General features: G+C 64.7%; 18 protein-coding genes. 10 read left to right on the top strand and 8 right to left on the bottom strand.

Annotation, left to right across the window (positions count from 1 at the left end; genetic code table 11):
* Together Q8N40_RS14900 and Q8N40_RS14895 are read left to right on the top strand one after the other, a co-directional pair.
* Positions 1–474: M48 family metalloprotease (locus tag Q8N40_RS14900; RefSeq protein WP_305712353.1), on the top strand; the 474-nt coding region annotated here is incomplete at its 5' end.
* Positions 475–697: 223 nt separating this feature from the next.
* A complete protein-coding gene (locus Q8N40_RS14895; protein ID WP_305712352.1) occupies positions 698–1,750 on the top strand; it encodes a sensor histidine kinase in 1,053 nt (350 codons plus the stop codon).
* Positions 1,751–1,767: 17 nt separating this feature from the next.
* On the opposite strand, the gene Q8N40_RS14890 is transcribed toward Q8N40_RS14895, so the two are convergent.
* Positions 1,768–3,225, bottom strand: a complete 1,458-nt coding sequence (locus tag Q8N40_RS14890) for a glutamate synthase subunit beta (protein WP_305712351.1) — start codon at positions 3,223–3,225, stop codon at positions 1,768–1,770.
* A gap of 132 nt (positions 3,226–3,357) precedes the next feature.
* The gene (gene gltB, locus Q8N40_RS14885) at positions 3,358–8,091 is read right to left on the bottom strand and encodes a glutamate synthase large subunit (protein WP_305712350.1); all 4,734 of its coding nucleotides are present in this window, start codon (positions 8,089–8,091) and stop codon (positions 3,358–3,360) included.
* A gap of 451 nt (positions 8,092–8,542) precedes the next feature.
* Here gltB and Q8N40_RS14880 point away from each other — a divergent pair, with 451 nt between their 5' ends.
* Entirely contained in the window at positions 8,543–9,277 is a 735-nt protein-coding gene (locus tag Q8N40_RS14880) for a hypothetical protein (RefSeq protein ID WP_305712349.1), read from the top strand.
* A 184-nt stretch (positions 9,278–9,461) separates the two neighbouring features.
* On the opposite strand, the gene Q8N40_RS14875 is transcribed toward Q8N40_RS14880, so the two are convergent.
* The gene (locus Q8N40_RS14875) at positions 9,462–9,938 is read right to left on the bottom strand and encodes an Hsp20 family protein (protein WP_305712348.1); all 477 of its coding nucleotides are present in this window, start codon (positions 9,936–9,938) and stop codon (positions 9,462–9,464) included.
* A 220-nt stretch (positions 9,939–10,158) separates the two neighbouring features.
* On the opposite strand from Q8N40_RS14875, the gene Q8N40_RS14870 reads away from it, so the two are divergent.
* From Q8N40_RS14870 to Q8N40_RS14860, 3 genes are all read left to right on the top strand, one after another.
* On the top strand, positions 10,159–11,106 hold the full coding sequence (locus tag Q8N40_RS14870; protein WP_305321083.1) for an alpha/beta hydrolase: 948 nt from the start codon (positions 10,159–10,161) through the stop codon (positions 11,104–11,106).
* Complete coding sequence (locus Q8N40_RS14865) at positions 11,103–12,272, top strand: MFS transporter (RefSeq protein WP_305321082.1); 1,170 nt, start codon at positions 11,103–11,105, stop codon at positions 12,270–12,272. Before Q8N40_RS14870 ends, Q8N40_RS14865 begins: the two co-directional genes overlap by 4 nt.
* Before the next feature lie 122 nt (positions 12,273–12,394).
* Positions 12,395–12,829, top strand: a complete 435-nt coding sequence (locus Q8N40_RS14860) for a hypothetical protein (protein ID WP_305321081.1) — start codon at positions 12,395–12,397, stop codon at positions 12,827–12,829.
* A gap of 20 nt (positions 12,830–12,849) precedes the next feature.
* Here Q8N40_RS14860 and Q8N40_RS14855 read toward each other — a convergent pair whose 3' ends face one another.
* Positions 12,850–13,026, bottom strand: coding sequence for a hypothetical protein (locus Q8N40_RS14855; RefSeq protein WP_305712347.1), 177 nt, complete (start codon positions 13,024–13,026; stop codon positions 12,850–12,852).
* 132 nt (positions 13,027–13,158) lie between these two features.
* On the opposite strand from Q8N40_RS14855, the gene Q8N40_RS14850 reads away from it, so the two are divergent.
* On the top strand, positions 13,159–14,760 hold the full coding sequence (locus Q8N40_RS14850) for an ABC transporter substrate-binding protein (RefSeq protein ID WP_305321079.1): 1,602 nt from the start codon (positions 13,159–13,161) through the stop codon (positions 14,758–14,760).
* A gap of 187 nt (positions 14,761–14,947) precedes the next feature.
* A complete protein-coding gene (locus Q8N40_RS14845) occupies positions 14,948–15,589 on the top strand; it encodes a LysE family translocator (protein ID WP_305712346.1) in 642 nt (213 codons plus the stop codon).
* A gap of 74 nt (positions 15,590–15,663) precedes the next feature.
* On the opposite strand, the gene Q8N40_RS14840 is transcribed toward Q8N40_RS14845, so the two are convergent.
* Complete coding sequence (locus Q8N40_RS14840; protein WP_305712345.1) at positions 15,664–16,419, bottom strand: sulfite exporter TauE/SafE family protein; 756 nt, start codon at positions 16,417–16,419, stop codon at positions 15,664–15,666.
* 95 nt (positions 16,420–16,514) lie between these two features.
* On the opposite strand from Q8N40_RS14840, the gene Q8N40_RS14835 reads away from it, so the two are divergent.
* Entirely contained in the window at positions 16,515–17,408 is an 894-nt protein-coding gene (locus tag Q8N40_RS14835; RefSeq protein WP_305321076.1) for a LysR substrate-binding domain-containing protein, read from the top strand.
* Between the two features lie 18 nt (positions 17,409–17,426).
* Positions 17,427–18,074, top strand: coding sequence for a glutathione S-transferase family protein (locus Q8N40_RS14830; RefSeq protein ID WP_305321075.1), 648 nt, complete (start codon positions 17,427–17,429; stop codon positions 18,072–18,074).
* A gap of 23 nt (positions 18,075–18,097) precedes the next feature.
* On the opposite strand, the gene Q8N40_RS14825 is transcribed toward Q8N40_RS14830, so the two are convergent.
* The 3 genes from Q8N40_RS14825 to hisN form a co-directional block, all read right to left on the bottom strand.
* Entirely contained in the window at positions 18,098–18,655 is a 558-nt protein-coding gene (locus Q8N40_RS14825) for a cupin domain-containing protein (RefSeq protein WP_305321074.1), read from the bottom strand.
* A gap of 234 nt (positions 18,656–18,889) precedes the next feature.
* Positions 18,890–19,408, bottom strand: a complete 519-nt coding sequence (locus Q8N40_RS14820; protein ID WP_305712344.1) for an isochorismatase family protein — start codon at positions 19,406–19,408, stop codon at positions 18,890–18,892.
* Positions 19,409–19,425: 17 nt separating this feature from the next.
* Entirely contained in the window at positions 19,426–20,205 is a 780-nt protein-coding gene (gene hisN, locus Q8N40_RS14815; protein WP_305321072.1) for a histidinol-phosphatase, read from the bottom strand.
* Between the last annotated feature and the right edge of the window lie 10 nt (positions 20,206–20,215).

Below are 20,215 nucleotides of genomic sequence, written 5' to 3'. Positions count from 1 at the left end.
ATGTTCTTCGGCGGCAACCGCGACAACAATCATGGTCCCGGCATCATCGGTTCGATCGCGATGATGATTCTGGCGCCGCTTGGCGCCATGCTGGTGCAGATGGCGATCAGCCGCACGCGGGAATATGCCGCCGACGATCTCGGCGGCCGCATTGTCGGGCAGCCGATGGCGCTGGCGTCGGCGCTGGTCAAGATCTCGAACGCCGCGCACGTGATTCCGAACGAGGAGGCCGAACGCAATCCGGCGACCGCGCACATGTTCATCATCAACCCGCTGTCGGGCCGCGGCATGGACAATCTGTTCTCGACCCACCCGGCGACCGAGAACCGCATTGCCGAGCTGCAGCGCCTCGCCGCCGAGCTCGGATCCGGGTCAGGCATGGCGCCGTCGCTACATCAGCCGTCATCGCACCGGCGCGGTCCCTGGACCGCCCCCCGCGGCAGTGGCGCGGCGCCGCGCCGGCCGTGGGGTTAACGGTGTCCTCAGCCGGCTAGATTCTGCTGCTTCGTCGACGGCCGGGCTCGTCCCGGCCATTGACGCAATGGAACGTTCCCCGCGCTAGGGCATTGTTCATTTACCGTCGGTCTGCTAGCCGTTCGATTGTTCCCACAGAACCTGTTCACGCGGCATCCCCGCAGAAACCTGTCGAGCGATCCAGTCGATGACTCGCCCAGGTTCATGAAAGCTGGCAATAGCCATGGTGATGCTGTCACGAGGCGGCGCGGCGATTCCGGTCGCACAGAAGGTGCAGCCACCAGAAAAATCAGGTTTGCCGGACTGGGACGCCGCACATCTGCGCCTCGCCATCGAGGCGGCGGGAGTGGCCCTGTGGTCGTGGAATGTCGACACCAACCGTTTCACGATGGACGAGCGCGCCTTTGAGCTCTGGGGCGTGCCGCTCCGCGAATACGTGTCGTTCGAGGACCTCTCGGCCAGTATTCATCCGGCGGATCGCGACCGGGTCAAGGCGGCGTTTGCCGCGACCCGCGCCCTTGTCGGCGCCTACGAAATCGATTTTCGCGTCATGGTCGGCGAAGAGGTGCGCTGGATATCGGCGCGCGGGCAGGGCGACGATGCCGGCATCGTCGGCCGCATCATGTATGGCATCTTCATCGACGTCACCGGCCGCAAGCAGGCCGAAGAAGGCCATGAGCTGCTGGCGGGCGAAATGAGCCACCGGGTCAAGAATCTGCTGGCGATCGCGACGGGACTGACAGCGATCACTTCACGCTCCGCCACGACCACGGCGGATATGGCGCAGGAACTCACCCATCGGCTGACCGCGCTCGGCCGGGCCCACGATCTGGTTCGTCCGCTTCCGGGCCACAGCGGAAAGGCGGCGCTGCTCGGCGATCTGCTCACGGTATTGCTGGCTCCCTATGACGACATGGGTGCGTTCAGCGGTCGCGTCCGGGTCTCGGTGCCGCGCATGGGCGTCGGCGAGCAGGCGGCGACGACGCTGGCGCTGGTGGTGCATGAGCTTGCCACCAACTCGCTCAAATACGGTGCGCTGTCATCGCCGGAAGGGGTGCTCGACATCTCCTGCGCGCCCCATGACACCGAGGTGACGGTGGTCTGGACCGAGAGCGGCGGCCCGCCGGTGCAAGCTCTCACGGGCGATGGCGGATACGGCAGCAAGCTGCTCAACCGCGGCATGACCGTCCAGCTCGGCGGATCAATCAGCTGCGACTGGAATCCGGAAGGCGTCATCGTCACGCTGAAGATGACCAAGGATCGGCTGACGAGGTAGCGCGGACGCCGCGGCAATTACCTCGGCAGGTTCGTCGCCCCCATCAGGAACTGATCGATCGAGCGCGCGCAGAGCCGGCCCTCGCGGATCGCCCAGACCACGAGCGATTGTCCGCGGCGCATGTCGCCGGCGGTGAACACATTCGGTCGCGAGGTCAGGTAGTCCGCGGTGTTGGCCTTCACATTGCCGCGCGGGTCGAGGTCGACGCCGAGGGTTTTGAGCAGGCCCTCATGCACCGGATGCACGAAGCCCATGGCCAGCAGCACGAGCTGCGCGTCGAGTTCGAATTCGCTGCCGGGAACCGGCTTGAACTTGTCGTCGACATGCACGCAATGCAGTTTTGTGACCTGGCCGTTGTCGCCGGAAAATTTCTGCGTCAGCACGGCGAAGTCACGCTTGGCGCCCTCGGCCTGGCTCGACGACGTCCGCATCTTCATCGGCCAGTTCGGCCAGGTCAGGGCCTTGTTCTCATGCTCCGGCGGCGCCGGCATGATCTCGATCTGCGTGACCGACTTCGCGCCCTGCCGGAACGAGGTCCCGATGCAGTCCGAGCCGGTGTCGCCGCCGCCGATCACGACGACGTCCTTGCCGGTGGCGAGGATTTCCTGGCCATTGCCGAGCGGTTCGCTGCTGACGCGGCGGTTCTGCTGCGGCAGGAAATCCATCGCAAAATGAATGCCGGCAAGGTCGCGGCCGGGGATCGGCAGATCGCGCGCGGCTTCGGCGCCGCCGGTCAGTGCCATCGCGTCATATTGGGTGAGCAGGGTTTGCGGATCGAGCGCGCCCGGGGCGCTTCCGCCGACCGGGCTGCCGTAATGAAACACCACGCCCTCGGCCTCCATCTGCGCGATGCGGCGGTCGATGACGTGCTTCTCCATCTTGAAATCGGGAATGCCGTAACGCAGCAACCCGCCGGCCTTGGCGAATTTCTCGTAGACATGCACCTCGTGCCCCGCGCGCGCCAGCTGCTGTGCGCAGGCGAGGCCGGCCGGGCCCGAGCCGACCACGGCGATCTTCTTGCCGGTCTTGTTCGGCGCGATTTCCGGCGGCAGCCAGCCGCTGTCCCAGGCGCGGTCGACGATGGCGCATTCGATGGTCTTGATGGTGACCGGGTTGTCGTCGATGTTGAGCGTGCAGGAGGCTTCGCACGGCGCCGGGCAGATGCGGCCGGTGAATTCGGGGAAGTTGTTGGTCGAGTGCAGGTTGCGCGAGGCTTCCTGCCAGTTATTCTGGTAGACCAGATCGTTGAAATCGGGAATCTGGTTGTTGACCGGGCAGCCCGGCGTGCCCGGTGCCACCGAGCCGGTGCCATGGCAATAGGGAATGCCGCAATTCATGCAGCGCGCCGCCTGGTCGCGGGTTTCCTTCTCGCTCAGGGGAACGACGAATTCCTTGTAGTGCTTCACCCGCTCGGCGACCGGCGCGTATTTGCGGTCGTGGCGGTCGATTTCGAGAAAACCTGTAATCTTGCCCATTTAACCAGACGCCCCTGAACCCTTGATCCGTCGTTCCGGGATGCGCCGCAGGCGCAGATCCGGAACCTCGATGTTACGTTTGCGAGATTCCGGTGCGCGCTTTGCGCGCCCCGGAACGACGCTCGGTGATATCTACGCCCCGATTGCGATCTTCGGCTCGGCGTCGGCGCTCGCCTTCATTTCCTTCAGCGCGCGGCGGTACTCCACCGGCATCACCTTGCGGAACTTGGGCAGATACGCCTTCCAGTTCGCCAGAATTTCGGCGGCGCGCTTCGAGTCCGTCAGCCTGGCGTGGCGGGTGATCAGCACATGCAGCCGCTCGACGTCGGATTCCAGCAAGTTCTGGAACACGTCGACCCGCCCATGCGCATCAAGATCGCCGGTCTGATGATAGGTGTTCTGGTTGATCATCTCTTCCGAGAGCACCGGCTCAAGCTCGACCATCGCCATGTTGCAGAGTTTGGCGAAGTCGCCGGCTTCGTCGAGCACATAGGCGACGCCACCCGACATGCCCGCCGCGAAATTGCGTCCGGTCTTGCCGAGCACCACGACGATGCCGCCGGTCATGTATTCGCAGCAATGATCGCCTGCGCCTTCGACCACCGCGACCGCGCCGGAGTTGCGCACCGCAAACCGCTCGCCGGCGATGCCGCGGAAATAGCATTCGCCCTCGATCGCGCCGTACATCACGGTGTTGCCGACGATGATGGATTCCTCCGGCACGATGCCGGAATTGCGCGGCGGCTTGATGATGATGCGGCCGCCGGACAGTCCTTTGCCGACATAATCGTTGCCTTCGCCTTCCAGAGTGAAGGTGACGCCGCGCGTCAGCCACGCGCCGAACGCCTGGCCCGAGGTGCCCTTGAAGCTGACCTGAATGGTGTCGTGCGGCAGGCCGGCATGGCCGTAGATCTTGGCAACGGTGCCGGACAGCATCGCGCCGGCGCTGCGGTCGGTGTTGTTGATCTCGGCCTCGATCTTGACAGGCGCGCCGCGGTCGAGCGCGGGCCGCGCCTTCTCGATCAGGGTACGGTCGAGCACAGCTTCCAGATGGTGGTCCTGGCTCTGCGAATGATAGATCTTCTGGCCCGGCAGTTCGTTCTGGCGCACAAACAGCTTGGAGAAGTCGAGCCCCTTGGCCTTCCAGTGCGCCACCAGCGTGGACTGGTCGAGCATCTGGGTCTGGCCCACCATCTCGTTGAAGGAGCGGTAGCCGAGCGCGGCCATGATCTCGCGGACTTCCTCGGCGACGAAGAAGAAGTAGTTGATGACGTGCTCGGGCTGGCCCGTAAAACGCTTGCGCAGCACCGGGTCCTGGGTCGCGACGCCGACCGGGCAGGTGTTGAGATGGCACTTGCGCATCATGATGCAGCCGGCCGCGATCAGGGGCGCGGTGGCGAAGCCGAATTCGTCGGCGCCGAGCAGCGCGCCGATCACGACGTCGCGTCCGGTGCGGAAGCCGCCGTCGACCTGCACCACGATGCGGCTGCGCAGCCGCTCGCGCACGAGGGTCTGTTGGGTTTCGGCAAGGCCGATTTCCCACGGCGAACCCGCATGCTTGATCGAGGTGAGGGGGGAGGCGCCGGTGCCGCCCTCGAAGCCGGCGATGGTGACATGGTCGGCGCGCGCCTTGGCAACGCCGGCGGCCACGGTGCCGACGCCGATTTCGGAGACGAGCTTGACCGAGACCTGGCCGTCGGGATTGACGTTTTTGAGGTCGTAGATCAGCTGCGCCAGGTCCTCGATCGAATAGATGTCGTGGTGCGGCGGCGGCGAGATCAAGCCGACGCCGGGCGTCGAATGCCTGACACGCGCAATGGTGGCGTCGACCTTGTGGCCGGGCAGCTGGCCGCCTTCGCCGGGCTTGGCGCCCTGCGCCATCTTGATCTGCATCATGTCGGCGTTGACCAGATACTCTGTCGTGACGCCGAAGCGGCCGGAGGCGACCTGCTTGATCGCCGAGCGCATCGAATCGCCGTTCGGCATCGGCTTGAAGCGATCGCTCTCCTCGCCGCCTTCGCCGGTGTTGGACTTGCCGCCGATCCGGTTCATGGCGATTGCCAGCGTGGTATGCGCCTCGCGCGAAATCGAGCCGAAGCTCATCGCGCCGGTGGCAAAACGCTTGACGATATCCTTGGCCGGCTCGACCTGGTCGAGCGGGACGGGTTTGCGCTTTTCGTCCTCGGCGGTCTTGATCCTGAACAGGCCGCGCAGCGTCAGCAGCCGCTCGGACTGCTCGTTGAGGATTTTCGCGAACGCCTGGTAGCGCTCCAGCGAATTGCCGCGTACGGCGTGCTGCAGCGTCGAGACCGATTCGGCGGTCCAGGCGTGATCCTCGCCGCGGGTGCGGTAGGCATATTCGCCGCCGACGTCGAGCGCGGTCTTGTACTCAAGCGCGCCGCCGAACGCATCGGCATGGCGGCGCGTGGTTTCTTCGGCGATTTCGGCGAGGCCGACGCCTTCGATGCGGGTGTGGGTACCGACGAAATATTTCGCGACGAAATCCGCCTTCAGCCCGACGGCGTCGAAGATCTGCGCGCCGCAATAGGACTGATAGGTCGAGATGCCCATCTTCGACATCACCTTGAGCAGGCCCTTGCCGATCGACTTGATGTAGCGCTTGACGATTTCGTAGTCGTCGAGTGCTGCCGGCAGATTGTCCTTCATCGCGATGATGGTTTCGAACGCGAGGTAGGGGTTGATCGCCTCGGCGCCGTAGCCGGCGAGGCAGGCGAAGTGATGCACCTCGCGCGGTTCGCCGGATTCGACCACGAGGCCGACCGACGTGCGCAGGCCGGTGCGGATCAGATGATGATGCACGGCGGCACAGGCCAGCAGGGAGGGGATCGGAATCCGGTCGGAGCCCGCGGCGCGGTCGCTCAGGATGACGATGTTGATGCCTTCGCGGACCGCGGCTTCGGCGCGCGCGCACAGTTCGTCGAGCACTTGCTCGAGGCCCGCGGCGCCGAGGCCGGCGTGGAACGTGGTGTCGAGCGTGCGCGACTTGAAATGGCTGTCGGCGACATCGGAGATCGAGCGGATCTTTTCCAGATCGCCATCGGTCAGGATCGGCTGGCGCACTTCGAGCCGCTTGGTGCCGGCGAGCCCCTGCAGGTCGAACAGGTTCGGCCGCGGCCCGATGATCGAGACCAGGCTCATGACCAGCTCTTCGCGGATCGGGTCGATCGGCGGATTGGTGACCTGCGCGAAGTTCTGCTTGAAGTAGGTGAACAGCTGCTTCGGCTTGTCCGACAGCGCCGAGATCGGCGTGTCGTTGCCCATCGAGCCGTTGGCTTCCTCGCCGGTCGAGGCCATCGGCGTCATCAGGATGGTGACGTCTTCCTGGGAATAGCCGAAGGCCTGCTGGCGATCGAGCAGCGGCAGGTTGGAGCGCATGCCCTTGGTCGGTGCGTCCGGCAGGTCCTCCAGCACGATCTGGGTGCGGTCGAGCCAGGTGCGATAGGGATGGCTCTTGGCCAGCTGCGCCTTGATCTCGTCGTCGGGAATGAGGCGGCCCTGTTCGAGATCGACCAGCAGCATCTTGCCGGGCTGCAGCCGCCACTTGGTAATGATGGTCTCTTCCGGAATCTTCAGCACGCCCATCTCGGACGCCATGATAATGCGGTCGTCCGAGGTGACCAGATAGCGCGCCGGGCGCAGCCCGTTGCGGTCGAGGGTGGCGCCGATCTGGCGGCCATCGGTGAAGGCGATCGCGGCCGGACCGTCCCACGGCTCCATGATCGCGGCGTGATATTCGTAGAAGGCACGGCGCTCTTCATCCATCAGGGGATTGCCGGCCCAGGCTTCCGGAATCATCATCATCACGGCATGCGGCAGCGAGTAGCCGCCCTGCACCAGGAATTCCAGGCCGTTGTCGAAGCAGGCGGTGTCGCTCTGTCCTTCATAGGAGATCGGCCACAGCCGGCTGATGTCCTTGCCGTAGAGTTCGGAATGCACCGAAGCCTGCCGCGCCGCCATCCAGTTGACGTTGCCGCGCAGCGTGTTGATTTCGCCGTTATGGGCGATCATCCGGTACGGATGCGCCAGCGACCAGGCCGGGAAGGTGTTGGTCGAGAAACGCTGATGCACCAGCGCCAGCGCGCTGTCGAAATCGGGCTCGGAGAGATCGGGATAATACTTGCCGAGCTGATCGGCCAGGAACATGCCCTTGTAGACCACGGTGCGGCACGACAGCGACACCGGGTAATAGCCGGCCATGCCGCGGTCGCGGCGCTGGTAGATCGCCTGCGAGATCGACTTGCGCAGGATGTAGAGCCGCCGCTCGAAATCGTCCTCGCTCCTGGCCGCACCGTTGCGGCCGATGAACACCTGCATGTGCGCAGGTTCGGTCGGCTTGACGGTTTCGCCGAGCGAGGAATTGTCCGAGGGCACTTCGCGCCAGCCCAGCAGCACCAGTCCCTCGTCCCGGATCTGGTTGGCGATGATGCTCTTGATGACTTTGCGCCACGCCGTTTCCTTCGGCATGAACAGCGCACCGACCGCGTATTCGCCGGGCTTCGGCAGCGTAAAGCCGAGCGTGGCCGCCTTGCGCGCGAAGAAGGCGTGCGGAATCTGCACCAGGATGCCGGCGCCGTCGCCGGCGCGCGGATCGGCGCCGACCGCGCCGCGGTGTTCGAGGTTGCACAAAATGCTCAGCGCATCGGCGACGATCTGATGCGACTTCTTGCCCTTGATGTTGGCGATGAAGCCGACGCCGCAGGAATCCTTCTCGAGCGAGGGGTCGTACAGGCCTTCGGCCGGCGGACGCCAGCTGAATTCGCGCGCGACTTCGGCCGGTTTCGAGGCCGGGGCCGCCGACAGCGCATCCGTCACGATGTTTTCGCTTGCGAACTCCGACCCGCTCATCTCACGTCCTCTCAATAAGGCTGAAGGCCTCACCGTCCGTTGGCGCACCTTGGGCGCTTGCGGCACCCACCGGGCCACCGCTCGTCCTCCGCGAGCCGCAATTTCGTAAATTCAGGCTTGGGCGTCCGGCGTCCCCGACGAACGGCCTTGCCTTTTACTTCCTGGCGCCTGAGCACCATCTTTCGCTGCAATCCCCATGCCGGGATCGCACCGCAATTGAGACAGCTATGCTGTCCTAACTCAGACCATGCCAAATTTTTTTCTATCACACAAGCGCGTGAAAGTCGCCGGTTGCATGGCTGATCCGTGTTGCCAGCGGGGATAACCGGCCCGCCCCGGATTTGGAGCAAACGCGCCGCGATCCGGCCCAAGGACCGCCGGATTTGGCAAACATGTTGCGGCGGGACCAACGAGCGAAAACGCTCAGAGGCGTAGCAGGAGCGATTATCCGATGAAGCTGTTCACGGGATGGATCTTGTCGGCCGGGCTGATGCTGGTCGCGGCCGGCGCCGCCAATGCGCAGGTGCTGGCGCCCTACGAGGCCGGGCGATCGCCCTACAGAGTCGTGTCCGACATCGGCGGGCCCTATGCGGCGATGCCGCCGGAAGCGCGGGTGCCGGGTTACGGTCCGCGATTGCTGCCGCCGCATGAGGTCTACACGGTGCTGCGCGAGGGCGGATTTTCGCCGCTCGGTATTCCGGTTCGGCGCGGGTTCGTCTACGCGATTTCGGTGATCGATCGCGGCGGCGAAGACGGGCGGCTGGTGATCGACGCCCGCACCGGGCGTATCCTGCGCTTCCTGCCGGCGAACCGGATGGGCGACAATTTCGACGACGGCCTGACAACCACTTATGGTCCGCCGTCGGCCGCCGATGTCAGGGGCGAACCGCGCCCGACGCGCGGCGCACCGAAGGTGGCGAGCCGCACGACCGTTGTGCCGGTTCCAAAGCCGCGCGCCGGCGAAACCAGGCCGCTGGCAGCCGCGCCGTCGGCCGCCCAGCCAGCGCGGCCCGCTGCCGTGCCCCCGGCCCAGCAGTCGGCTGCGGCTTTGCCGGCGAAGCCGGCCGATCCCCAAACCACCGGCCAGACCGCGGCTCCCGCAGCCGCTGCTCCCGTCGTCGAGGCCAGGCCAACGCCGCAGATCCTGCCGACCCAGGACATGCCGAAGGCGCAGGGACTGGAGTGAGTTATCTGTCATTCCGGAGCGCGCGAAGCGCGAACTACGGTGCGCAATTGCGCACCGGAGAATCTCGAGATTCCGGGTCATGTCATTCGGACCACCCCGGAATGACGAGCCAAGAGGCAAAAAAACGCCCCGGTTTCCCGGGGCGTTTTCGTTTCAGCCAATATCTGCTGAAAGCCAGCCGACGTTACGCGGCGGCTTTTTCGGCCGAGCCGTCGACCACCTGCGGAGCAACCGCACTCGTGGTCGCGATCGGAATGCTGCGCGGCTTCTTGGCCTCGGGAATCTCGCGCACGAGATCGACGTGGAGCAGGCCGTTTTCGAGCGAGGCGTTCTTCACCTGGACGAAGTCGGCAAGCTGGAAGGCGCGTTCGAAAGCGCGCGCCGCGATGCCGCGGTACAGCACCTCGGCTGTGCTGCCGTTCTCGTTGGCGGACTTTTCGCCCTTGATGGTCAGGGTATTTTCCTTGGCGACGATCGAAAGCTCGCCCTGCGAGAAGCCGGAGACCGCGACCGAGATCCGGTAGGTGGTCTCGCCGGTGCGCTCGATGTTGTAGGGCGGATAGCCGGGGCTGCCGTCGGAGGCGGCCTGGTCGAGCAGCGAAAAGAAGCGGTCGAAGCCGACGGTGGAACGATAAAACGGGGTAAGATCGTAGCTGCGCATAGGGTAGTCCTCCATTGAGCGACTGTTGTTTGAACCCGCCCGCCATCGGGCCGGGCTTTCGCCTGTGTGCAGCCTCAATGGTCCGGTTCCGAAACACTGGTAGCGGCCTGCACGAAGGTGATATGGGAGGGCGACAAGCGCGTTCAAGAAGCGGGGAAATGCCGTTTTTTCACGCTCCCGCCCTTGATTTTTCAGGCCCTTTGCCTAGCCGGTCCCCTGCATGACGCTGGTCTCTATCCCCGCCAATCCGGTTCCGGAAAACGTCGTCACCGGCACCATCAAGACGCCCGACGGCGCCGAGTTGCGCTTCGCGCGCTGGGCGCCGCCGGCGGGCCGCAAGGGCACGGTCTGCGTCTTCACCGGCCGCAGCGAGCAGATCGAAAAATACTTCGAGACGGTGCGCGACCTGCGCGATCGCGGCTTTGCCGTGGCGATGATCGATTGGCGCGGGCAGGGCCATTCGTCGCGGCGGCTGCGCGATCCGCGCAAGGGCTATGTGCGCGATTTCGCCGACTACGAGATCGACGTCGAAACCTTCGTGCAGCAGGTAGTGCTGCCGGATTGTCCGCCGCCCTATTTCGCGCTGGCCCATTCGATGGGCGGTGCGGTGATGCTGCGGATCGCGCATGCCGGCAAGCGCTGGTTCGACCGCATGGTGCTGTCGGCGCCGATGATCGACCTGCCCGGACGCGCCACCTCGCTTGCCGCCGTAGCGCTGCTGCGGGTGCTCCGGCTGACCGGGCAGGGCGGCCGCTACATTCCCGGCGGCAGCGACGCGCTGACCGGCTCGGAATCCTTCATCAACAATCCCTTCACCAGCGATCCCGTGCGCTTCGCGCGCAACGCCGCCATCCTCGAGGAGGACCCGACACTCGGCATCGGCTCGCCGGCGGTGGCCTGGGCCGACACCGCCGTTCGGACCATGCGCGGTTTTCGCGCGGCCGATTATCCGCTGCAGATCCGCCAGCCGATCCTGATGCTGGCCGCCTCCAGCGACACCATCGTCTCGACCGCGGCGATCGAGGAATTCGCCTATCATCTGCGCGCCGGCTCGCATCTGGTGATCGCGGGCTCGCGGCACGAGATCCTGCAGGAACAGGACCGCTACCGCGCGCAGTTCTGGGCCGCGTTCGACGCCTTCGTGCCGGGCACGCCGCTGTTCAAGTGAGTAGGGCGCGCAGCAATCTCGGCGTCGTCCTCGCGCTCGGCACCACGCAGACCATCGCCTGGGCGTCGAGTTATTATCTGCCCGCCATTCTGGCGGCGCCGATCGCGCGCGATCTCGACGTGACGCAGACCCTGGTATTCGGCGCGCTGTCCGGCGCCCTGATCATTTCAGGGATACTCGGGCCGCGCATCGGACACACCATCGACAGGGTCGGCGGCCGTGGCATGCTCGCGGTCTCGAACGGCGTGCTGGCTTTTGGCCTTGGCCTGCTTTCGGTCGCGTCCGGCCCGCTGCTGCTGTTCGCGGCATGGATCGTGATCGGCGTCGGTATGGGCATGGGCCTGTACGAGGCGGCGTTCGCGACCCTGACGCGGATCCACGGGATGGCGGCGCGGAAGTCGATCACGGGAATCACTCTGATCGCGGGATTCGCCAGCACCGTCGGCTGGCCTGTGACGGCCTGGCTCGAGGCCCGCTACGGCTGGCGCGTCACCTGCCAGTGCTGGGCGCTGATCCATTTGCTGCTGGCGCTGCCGCTCAATCTCACGCTGCCGCGCGCGACTTCGCCGGTTCCGGTCAGCGAAACGCCGATCGCGCCGCGCACCGCGCGCGAGACTTCCCTGATCACGATGGCGCTGGCCTATGTCTTCGCCGCCACCGCCTTCGTCAGTTCCGGAATTTCGGCGCTGTTGCCGACCATGCTGACGCAGTTCGGCGCGACGCCCGCCACTGCGCTGCTGGCGGGCGTGCTGATCGGGCCGGCCCAGGTCGCGGCGCGCCTCCTCGAGGCCGGATGGCTGAGCCGTTATCATCCCCTGGTTTCCGCCCGATTGGCGACGCTGATGAATCCGCTGGGTGTGCTCGCGCTCCTGATCGGGGGCCCGGTGGTGGCGCCGCTGTTCGCGGTGCTCTATGGCGCGGGCAACGGCATTCTCACCATCGCGCGGGGCACGCTACCGCTGGCCCTGTTCGGCCCTGAAGGTTTCGGCAAGCGGGTCGGACTGCTCTCATTGCCGGCGCGTGCCACCGGCGCCGTCGCACCGCTGGCGATCGGGCTGATGATCGAATATATCGGCACCGGCGCGCTCTGGTTCTGCGGGTTTGCCTCGCTCTCGGCATTCGTCGTGCTGCTGTTGCTGCAGACGGGTCGCCAATCGGCTCCTTAGTCTTCAGCCTTCCTTCGCCTGAACGGGTGGTGGGCCGGCGCGCGTCGTTTCGCCTGGCGGTGATGCCTTCCATAGGGCTCCAAAATGTCCTAGCCTGACGCCTTCGCTCCTTGGGTATGGCCATGCGATCCCGCGTTAGAAGATTCGCCCATGTTCTGGAACGCACCGGGCTTGCGATGGCTGGAGCGGCCGCCGGGCTGTTTGTCGCTGCCCTGGTCGGCTCCAGCATCGCCCCGCTGACAACCCAGGGCTTTCTGCTCATCATGATGATTGCCGGCGCGATCGGCTTCTACCTCGGAATCGACACGCCGCCGCTGCCGTTTCACGAGCCGCTTGTGGAGCCGGGCGATGACGGCTCCGGCAAGATCGACGCCGCGGAATTGCTCAGCGCGGTCGGTACTTTTCTGGCGGCGCTGTCGGCCTTCGTCTCGGTCGGCCTGATCGTGATGCGCGAAAATCCGCACCTATTCTGGATCGTCATGATCATGGCCGGATGGCTGGTCGGCGTGACCATGCAGATCGTCGCCGGCGCCATCGCACGCCTGCGCGGCAGATAGGCCGCCGCTTCCTTATCCGTTCAATCCGGCGCGTGAAGATTGGAATCCCGCCAGTCGTTCGAATGAGCATTCGCCTCGTGATCGCGCGCCTTTTTCAAGTGGTGCTTCCTGGCGGCCCCGGGTGGAAGCTTGTTGGCCTTGTCGGTCTCGATCTCGCCAAGGCGGCGGTTTTCGTCGGCGTCGGGCATTGGCTTCATGACACACCTCCGATTTTTCAGATCGGATAATGCGTATTCCTCGAGTCCGTTCCTGTGTCGGAGACCGGGCCCAACGGCGTTGCGCGCAGTCGCCGCCGGTCCTATACAAAACAAAACATCGGGGAGGCGAACATGGGCACCAACCGGCTAATGGCGTGCTTCTTCGGGCTGTTTTGCTTCGCCCTCCTGGCCGTGGCGCCCGCTGCCGCGCAAAAGCGGGGCGGCACGCTGCGGCTTTATCACAATGACAATCCGCCCTCGACCTCGCTGCATGAGGAAGCGACCATTGCCTCGGTGACGCCGTTTGCGGCCGTGTTCAACAACCTTGTGACGTTCGATCCCTTCAAGGTCCACGAGAGCATCGACACCGTGATCCCGGATCTCGCCGAAAGCTGGGCATGGGACGAGACCAACACCAAACTGACCTTCAAGCTCCGCCAGGGCGTAAAGTGGCATGACGGTGCGTCGTTCACCGCCAAGGACGTGCAGTGCACCTGGCGGATGATCATCGGCAAGAGCGACATCCAGGACTTCAAGCGCAACCCGCGCAAGGTCTGGTACACCAAGCTGCGGGACGTCAGCATCAATGGCGACTACGAGGCGACCTTCGAACTGAGCGAGCCGCAGCCCGCCCTTCCGGTGCTGCTGGCGAGCGCGTTCTCGCCGGTGTATCCCTGTCACGTCCCGCAGGCGGCCATGCGCACCAAACCGGTCGGCACCGGGCCGTTCAGGCTGGTCGAGTTCAACCGCGGCAACTCGATCCGACTGGTACGCAATTCCGATTACTGGAAGAAGGACCGGCCGTATCTCGACGAGATCACCTTTCGGATGATCGACAGCCGCGCGACGCGGATGCTGGCGTTTGCGACCGGCGATTACGACATCACTTTTCCATCCGACGTCAGCGTTCCCCTGATGCAGGACGTAAAGGCGCGGGCGCCGAACGCGATCTGCGAGATCATCACCACAGGTACGCAATCCAACCTGATGGTGAACCGCGAACAACCGCCGTTCGACAATGCCGAGCTGCGCAAGGCGATGTCGCTGGCGATTGATCGCAAGGCCTTTAATGCCATCCTGATGGAAGGTCTCGCGCTGACCGGCGGGGCCATGCTGCCGAAGCCTGCCGGCGAATGGGGCATGCCGCCGGAAATGGTAGCGGCGCTGACGGGCTACGGGCCCGACACAGCCGGGAATGTCAGGGAGGCGCAGGCGATCATGCAGAAGCTCGGCTACAGCGAGGCCAAGCCGCTGCAGATCAGGATTCAAACGCGGAATCTGCCAACCTACCGCGACGCTGCGGTGATCCTGACCGATCAGCTGAAGCGTATCCATATCGTCGGAGAACTCGACATCCTGGATACGCCGCGCTGGTACGCCAAGCTCTCCAGGAAGGACTACACCATAGGGCTGAACGTCACCGGCGTCAGTGTCGACGACCCCGACGGCAATATCGTGGAAAACTTTTCCTGCAAGTCGGAGCGCAACTATACCCAGTACTGCAACGCCGACGTTGACAGGCTGCTGGCGGACCAATCACGCGAACTGGACCGCGACAAGCGCAGGAAGATCGTCTGGGATATCGAACGGATGCTGATCGAGGACGCGGCGCGTCCTGGTATCCTGTCCGGCGTGGCCGCCAATTGCTGGCAGCCTTATGTGAAGAACTATGTGCCGCATGATAACAGCCAGTACAACAGTCTGCGGTTCGAGGAAGTCTGGCTGGACAAGTAATTCCGGCCTCGCAACGTCATCGCGATTCTACTGGTCGCGCGCATGCGCGCCCGACGAAAGGCTCCGTGTAGCAATCCTTGCCGGGACAAAATAAAAGATGGATTGCTCGATCGCTTCGCTTCTCGCAAAGACGTTGAGGGAGAGTGCCCTAACGCACGACGATTGACGATTGCCATGGGAAACCGACATGCTCGGCATTCACGAGTTCTGGCTCTTCATCATCTCCGGCCTGCTGCTCAACATCACGCCGGGACCGGACACCGCCTATATCATCGGCCGCAGCGTGCAGATGGGGTGGCGCGGCGGTGCGGCGGCGGCGCTCGGCATCTGCACCGGCTGCCTGGTGCACGTGTTCGCCGCGGCGCTCGGCCTGTCGGCGCTGCTGGCGGCATCATCGGTGGCGTTCACCGTGGTGAAATGGGCCGGTGCGGCCTATCTCTGCTTCATCGGCATCCAGTTGCTGCTGTCGCGGCCGGGCGCGATGGTATCCGCCGATGCGGCGGCGACCGGTGTCACGATCTCGCTGCGTCAGGTGTTCTGGCAGGGCGCGCTGACCAACGTGCTGAACCCGAAAGTGGCGCTGTTCTTCCTCGCCTTCCTGCCGCAATTCGTGGCCGCGGATTCGCCGAACAAGGCCGCCGCCTTCGTGCTGCTCGGCCTGATTTTCATCCTCAACGGCATGCTGTGGTGCCTTGGCGTGGCGGCGTTCGCGGCGCGCGCCGCCCGCAGCATCCGGCAATCCGGCCGGGCCCTGCTCTGGATCAATCGCACGTTGGGCGGACTGTTCATCTACCTCGGCGTCCGCGTCGCCCTGCTCCAGGCGCGGTGACTGTCCTGAGGCAGGCGCCCTGATTTGAGGCGCTGCTGGCCTGATTCTCTGAAAGAGACACTGGTGCCCGTACCTCAAGCGCGGTGAATGTTATAGACCGTGCTGCCCACCAGATAGAGCCCGAGCAGGATCATCGCGATCAGGAACCAGCGTCGGAACGCCTCCGGCTGCATCCGCGAGCGCACCGCCTGGCCGATGAACATGCCGGCAAAAGCGGCCGCCATCGCCACCGCGCCCGGCAGCGCGGTCGCCGTGGTCAACAGGCCTGATGCGGTGAGGTTGAAGGCCAGCGCCACCGTCGCCACGGTGAAGAACACCCCGAGCGCCTGCACCAGCTCGTCCTTTTCCATGCCGATCGCCTGCATGAACGGCATCGACGGGATCACCTGCACTCCAGTGGCGGCGGACACTACGCCGGTGATGACGCCGACGATGCCGCCGACCCATTTTTCGTTGCGGCGCGCGACATGGAAGGTGAACTTGTTGAGCCCGATGATCGCATAGATCACCAGGAGCACGCCGAGCACGATGGTGCCGTAGCGCGCATAGGGGCCGGTCAGCATGTCGGCGTTGAGCCAGATGCCGATCACCGTGCCCACCATCAGCGGCCACAGCCGGCGGATGATGTCGCGCAGATAGGGGCCGACGAAGGTCTGCCAGACGTTGGTGATGATGGCCGGCACGATCACGATGGCGAGCGCGTGCGCGGGCTGCATCGTCACCGCGAGCAGGCCCATCGACACCGTCGGCAGGCCAAGCCCGATCACGCCCTTGACGAATCCGGCGAGCAGGAAGGCGGCGGCGATCAGAAGCAGCAGGGGTTCGAACATGGGATTACATTGACCGATCGGGGTTGCCGGCACAATCTGGAGCTTACGGAGCCAGCCTTCGGCCATGACGAAGGCAGGGAGCTTAGCGAATTGCCATGCGTTTCGATCTGGTCGACCTGCAACTGTTCATCGCCGTCGCCGAGGCGCGCAGCATCACGGGCGGCGCCGATCGTGCCCATCTGGCGCTGGCGTCGGCCAGCGCGCGGATCAAGGGGCTGGAAGCCGCCCTCGGCACGGCGCTGGTGAAACGTGGCCGCCGCGGCATTGAGCTGACGGCGGCGGGCGAAAGCCTGCTCGACCATGCCCGCATCATCCTGCACCATGTCGATGCGATGCGCGGCGATCTCGCGGCCTATGCCGGCGGCACCAGGGCCACGATCCGCCTGCTTACCAATACGTCGGGCCTGTCGGAATATCTGCCGAAGACGCTGGCGGTCTTCCTCGGTCTGCATCCGCATCTTTCCATCGACGTCGAGGAGCGCGAAAGCGCCGACATCGCCCAGGCCATCGTGTCCGGCACCGCCGACCTCGGACTGGCGGCCGAGCATGCCTTGCCGGATACGATCGAGCGAATTGCCTTCAGCGACGACCGCCTGGTGCTGGTCGCCGCGCGCGGCGACCAGCTGGCAAAACGGCGGCAGGTCGATTTTCACGAGGTGACCGGCCGCGACTTCATCGGCCTGACCGCGGCGAACGCGTTGCACGCGCACGTCGCCGGGCATGCGGCGCGGCTCGGTGCGCGGTTGCGTTTCCGGGCGCGGCTCAACAATTTCCATTCGATCGGCCAGATGGTGGCGGCGGGCATCGGCATCGCCGTGATGCCGGAAGTCGCGGCCAGACGCTGCGCGGAATCGATGCGAATCGGCCTGGTCCGGATTCGCGACCCCTGGGCCAGCCGCAAGCTCGTGATCTGCGCCCGCAGCTTCAAGGCGCTGCCGCGGCCAGCGCAGCAACTGGTGGAGCATTTGCGCAAAGTCGCGCAGCATTGAAGTTTAAGGAAAAGGTTGATGCTGAAAGTCTGGGGACGGCGCAGCTCGTTTAACGTCCAGAAGGTGATGTGGCTGATCGGCGAACTCGGTCTTGCCCATGAGCATATCGACGCCGGCGGCAGCTTCGGCGGTCTCGATACGCCTGATTTCCTGGCGATGAATCCGCATGGCCGGGTGCCCGTGATCAGGGACGGCGATGCGACGATATGGGAATCCCACGCCATCCTGCGTTACCTGGCGGCGCGCCATGGCGCCGGGCCGTTCTGGTCCGGAGATACTGCTGTTCGAGCTGTTGTCGATGGCTGGATGGACTGGTCGCAAACCGCGTTGCAGCCGGATTTCTTGAACGGCGTGTTCTGGGGATTCTATCGAACGCCGGAGGAGAAGCGAAACTGGCCGGCGATCAATGCCGCGCTGGCGCGCTGTGCCGGGCATTTTGCCAAACTGGACCGCTTGCTGGAAGGCCGGCCATTCCTGCTGGGGGATGCGCTGAGCCTCGCCGACATCACCGCCGGGGTGTCGCTCTATCGTTATTTCGAACTGGAGATCGAGCGGCCGGTGTTGCCGCAGGTCGAGCGCTGGTACCACGCCCTGCAGCAGCGCCCGGCCTATCGCGAGCACGTCATGATCCCGTTCGGGGAGTTGCGCGGCCGGCTCGCTTACTGAGGCACGGCCTTTCACCTTCAAGATTACCCGCCGCGGACACCCTCCGGGAATCGGTGCGGGATCAGATCGGTGTCGATCGGCAGACGATACTTGTCCGGCCTGGCGTGGTCATAGGCCATGGTGGGAAAATTGACGGCAAGCACGTCGCTGGCCCCGATGTTGTGATCGGCATGCCATACGTTGCGCGGGATGTTGACGATGCAACGCCGGTACGGCGTGAGGGGGATGCGGCAGACCTCGCCTGTCGTCGGCGAGTCCGGACGCGGATCGTACAGTACCAGTTCCATTTCACCCTGCAGCAGCACGTAGCGGTCCTCGTGCTCCTTGTGAAGATTCCATCCCTTCACGGTGCCGGGACGCAGCGTGAAGCAATAGGCGAACACCAGTGGCTCGGGATGCCATTCCCAGCGCGGGTCGAACAACTCCATCAGCGAACCGCGGTCATCGACATGGGTCGGAAGATCGCGAACCGACACGCCATGCGTGAGCCGGCGCAGCGGAACGCCATCGGGGGTTACAAACTGCGGGTCCTGCTTCGCAGCGGTCAGTGTCGTATCGAGCAGATCAGTAGTTTTCGGCATTGGCTTCCCCGTAGCGGCTCGTTGAAGCCACTCCATCGCTCCGCGTCTGGTCATTCGATCCCTTTGTACTTCCTCTGACGATCAACGCCAGCGCCTTTGGCGGTCCACAGGACTGCCTTGTGGCCCGACCTTGGCGTCAGTCGCCAGGCCTTGCGGCTTTTCAGTTCCTGCGCCAGGATGCGAATAAGCTTGCGGGCCGGCAAAGCGCGGGTGGCTTCGTCGGTTTTGAACTGGCTAACCCAGCAGTTCGTCCGTGCTGGCAAGCTTGATGGACTTCCGGGTGATCAACTCGCTCCAGACCCAATGATGATGCCGAATAACGCTGGCGGCGTCGAGGTGAGGGCGGTCGTTCAGCGTATGGCCATCGGTGACCACCACGACGTGGTGATGATGTGAGACCGCGGACCGGACGGTGGCATCGACGCAAAGATCGGTGGCCCATCCCGTAATCAGGACCCGGTCCGGCGCGATGTCCCTCAAGCGGTCATGCAAGTCGGTGCCCGTGAACGGATCGTTCAGATCCTTTTGAACCACGATATCGGCCGGATCTCGCTCAAGTTCGGGAAGAAACTGCCAGCCGGATGTCTGCGGCTCGAAATCGTCTCCCGTTGCGCCACAATGCCGGATGAAGACCACTCTGCCGGATCGGGCGCGAACCCTGGCGGCCAGCCGGTTGATACGCTGGATGACGCCACTCAAATCGTGCTTGGGCGCTCCGTTGAGAAGCCCGACCTGCAGGTCGACGATGAGCATTGCGTCCATCGACGCTCCTAGCTGTTGAGCAGCTTGATCGCGGCTTCGTGCACCCGCGGATCGCCGGCGGCGATGATGCGGCCGCCGCTCTGGGCGGGCTTGCCGTCCCAGGTGGTGACGACGCCGCCGGCGCCGGTGATGATCGGGATCAGGGCCGCGATGTCGTAGGGCTTCAACTCGGTCTCGACCACGAGGTCGAGGTGTCCGGCGGCCAGCATGCAGTAGGAATAGCAGTCGCCGCCGTAGCGGGTCAGCCGCACCGCGCTTTCGACGCGGCCGAAGGCGGCGCGGTCGGAAGCGTTCATCAAGAGCGGGCTGGTGGTGAACGCGGTCGCCTCACCGAGCGAGGCGCAGCGCCGCACCGCCAGTTTCCGCTCGCCCAGCGGTCCCTGATAATTCGCCGAGCCGCTGTCGCCGTAAAAGCGCTCGCGGATAAACGGCTGGTGCATCATCCCGAACACCGGCGTGCCCTTGTGCAACAGCGCGATAAGGGTGCCCCAGATCGGAAACCCCGCGATGAAGGATTTGGTGCCGTCGATCGGATCCAGCACCCAGACATATTCGGCATCCTCGTTCTCGCTGCCGAATTCCTCGCCGACGATGCCGTGCCGGGGAAAATTGCCCTTGATCAGCCGCCGCATCACCGCTTCGGCGGCGCGGTCGGCCTCGGTGACCGGGTCGAAGTCGTGGCTGCTCTTGTTGTCGATCGACAGCGAGGTCCGGAAGAACGGCAGGATGGTTTCGCCCGACGTGGTCGCGAGGCGGCCGATAAAAGCGGTAAAGTCGATGACCGTCACGGCGATTCCC

It is taken from the genome of Bradyrhizobium sp. (assembly GCF_030693485.1).
GTDB lineage: Bacteria > Pseudomonadota > Alphaproteobacteria > Rhizobiales > Xanthobacteraceae > Bradyrhizobium.
The sequence above is the reverse complement of the archived record's forward strand: the minus strand, read 5'-3'. Positions and strand labels throughout refer to the sequence as shown.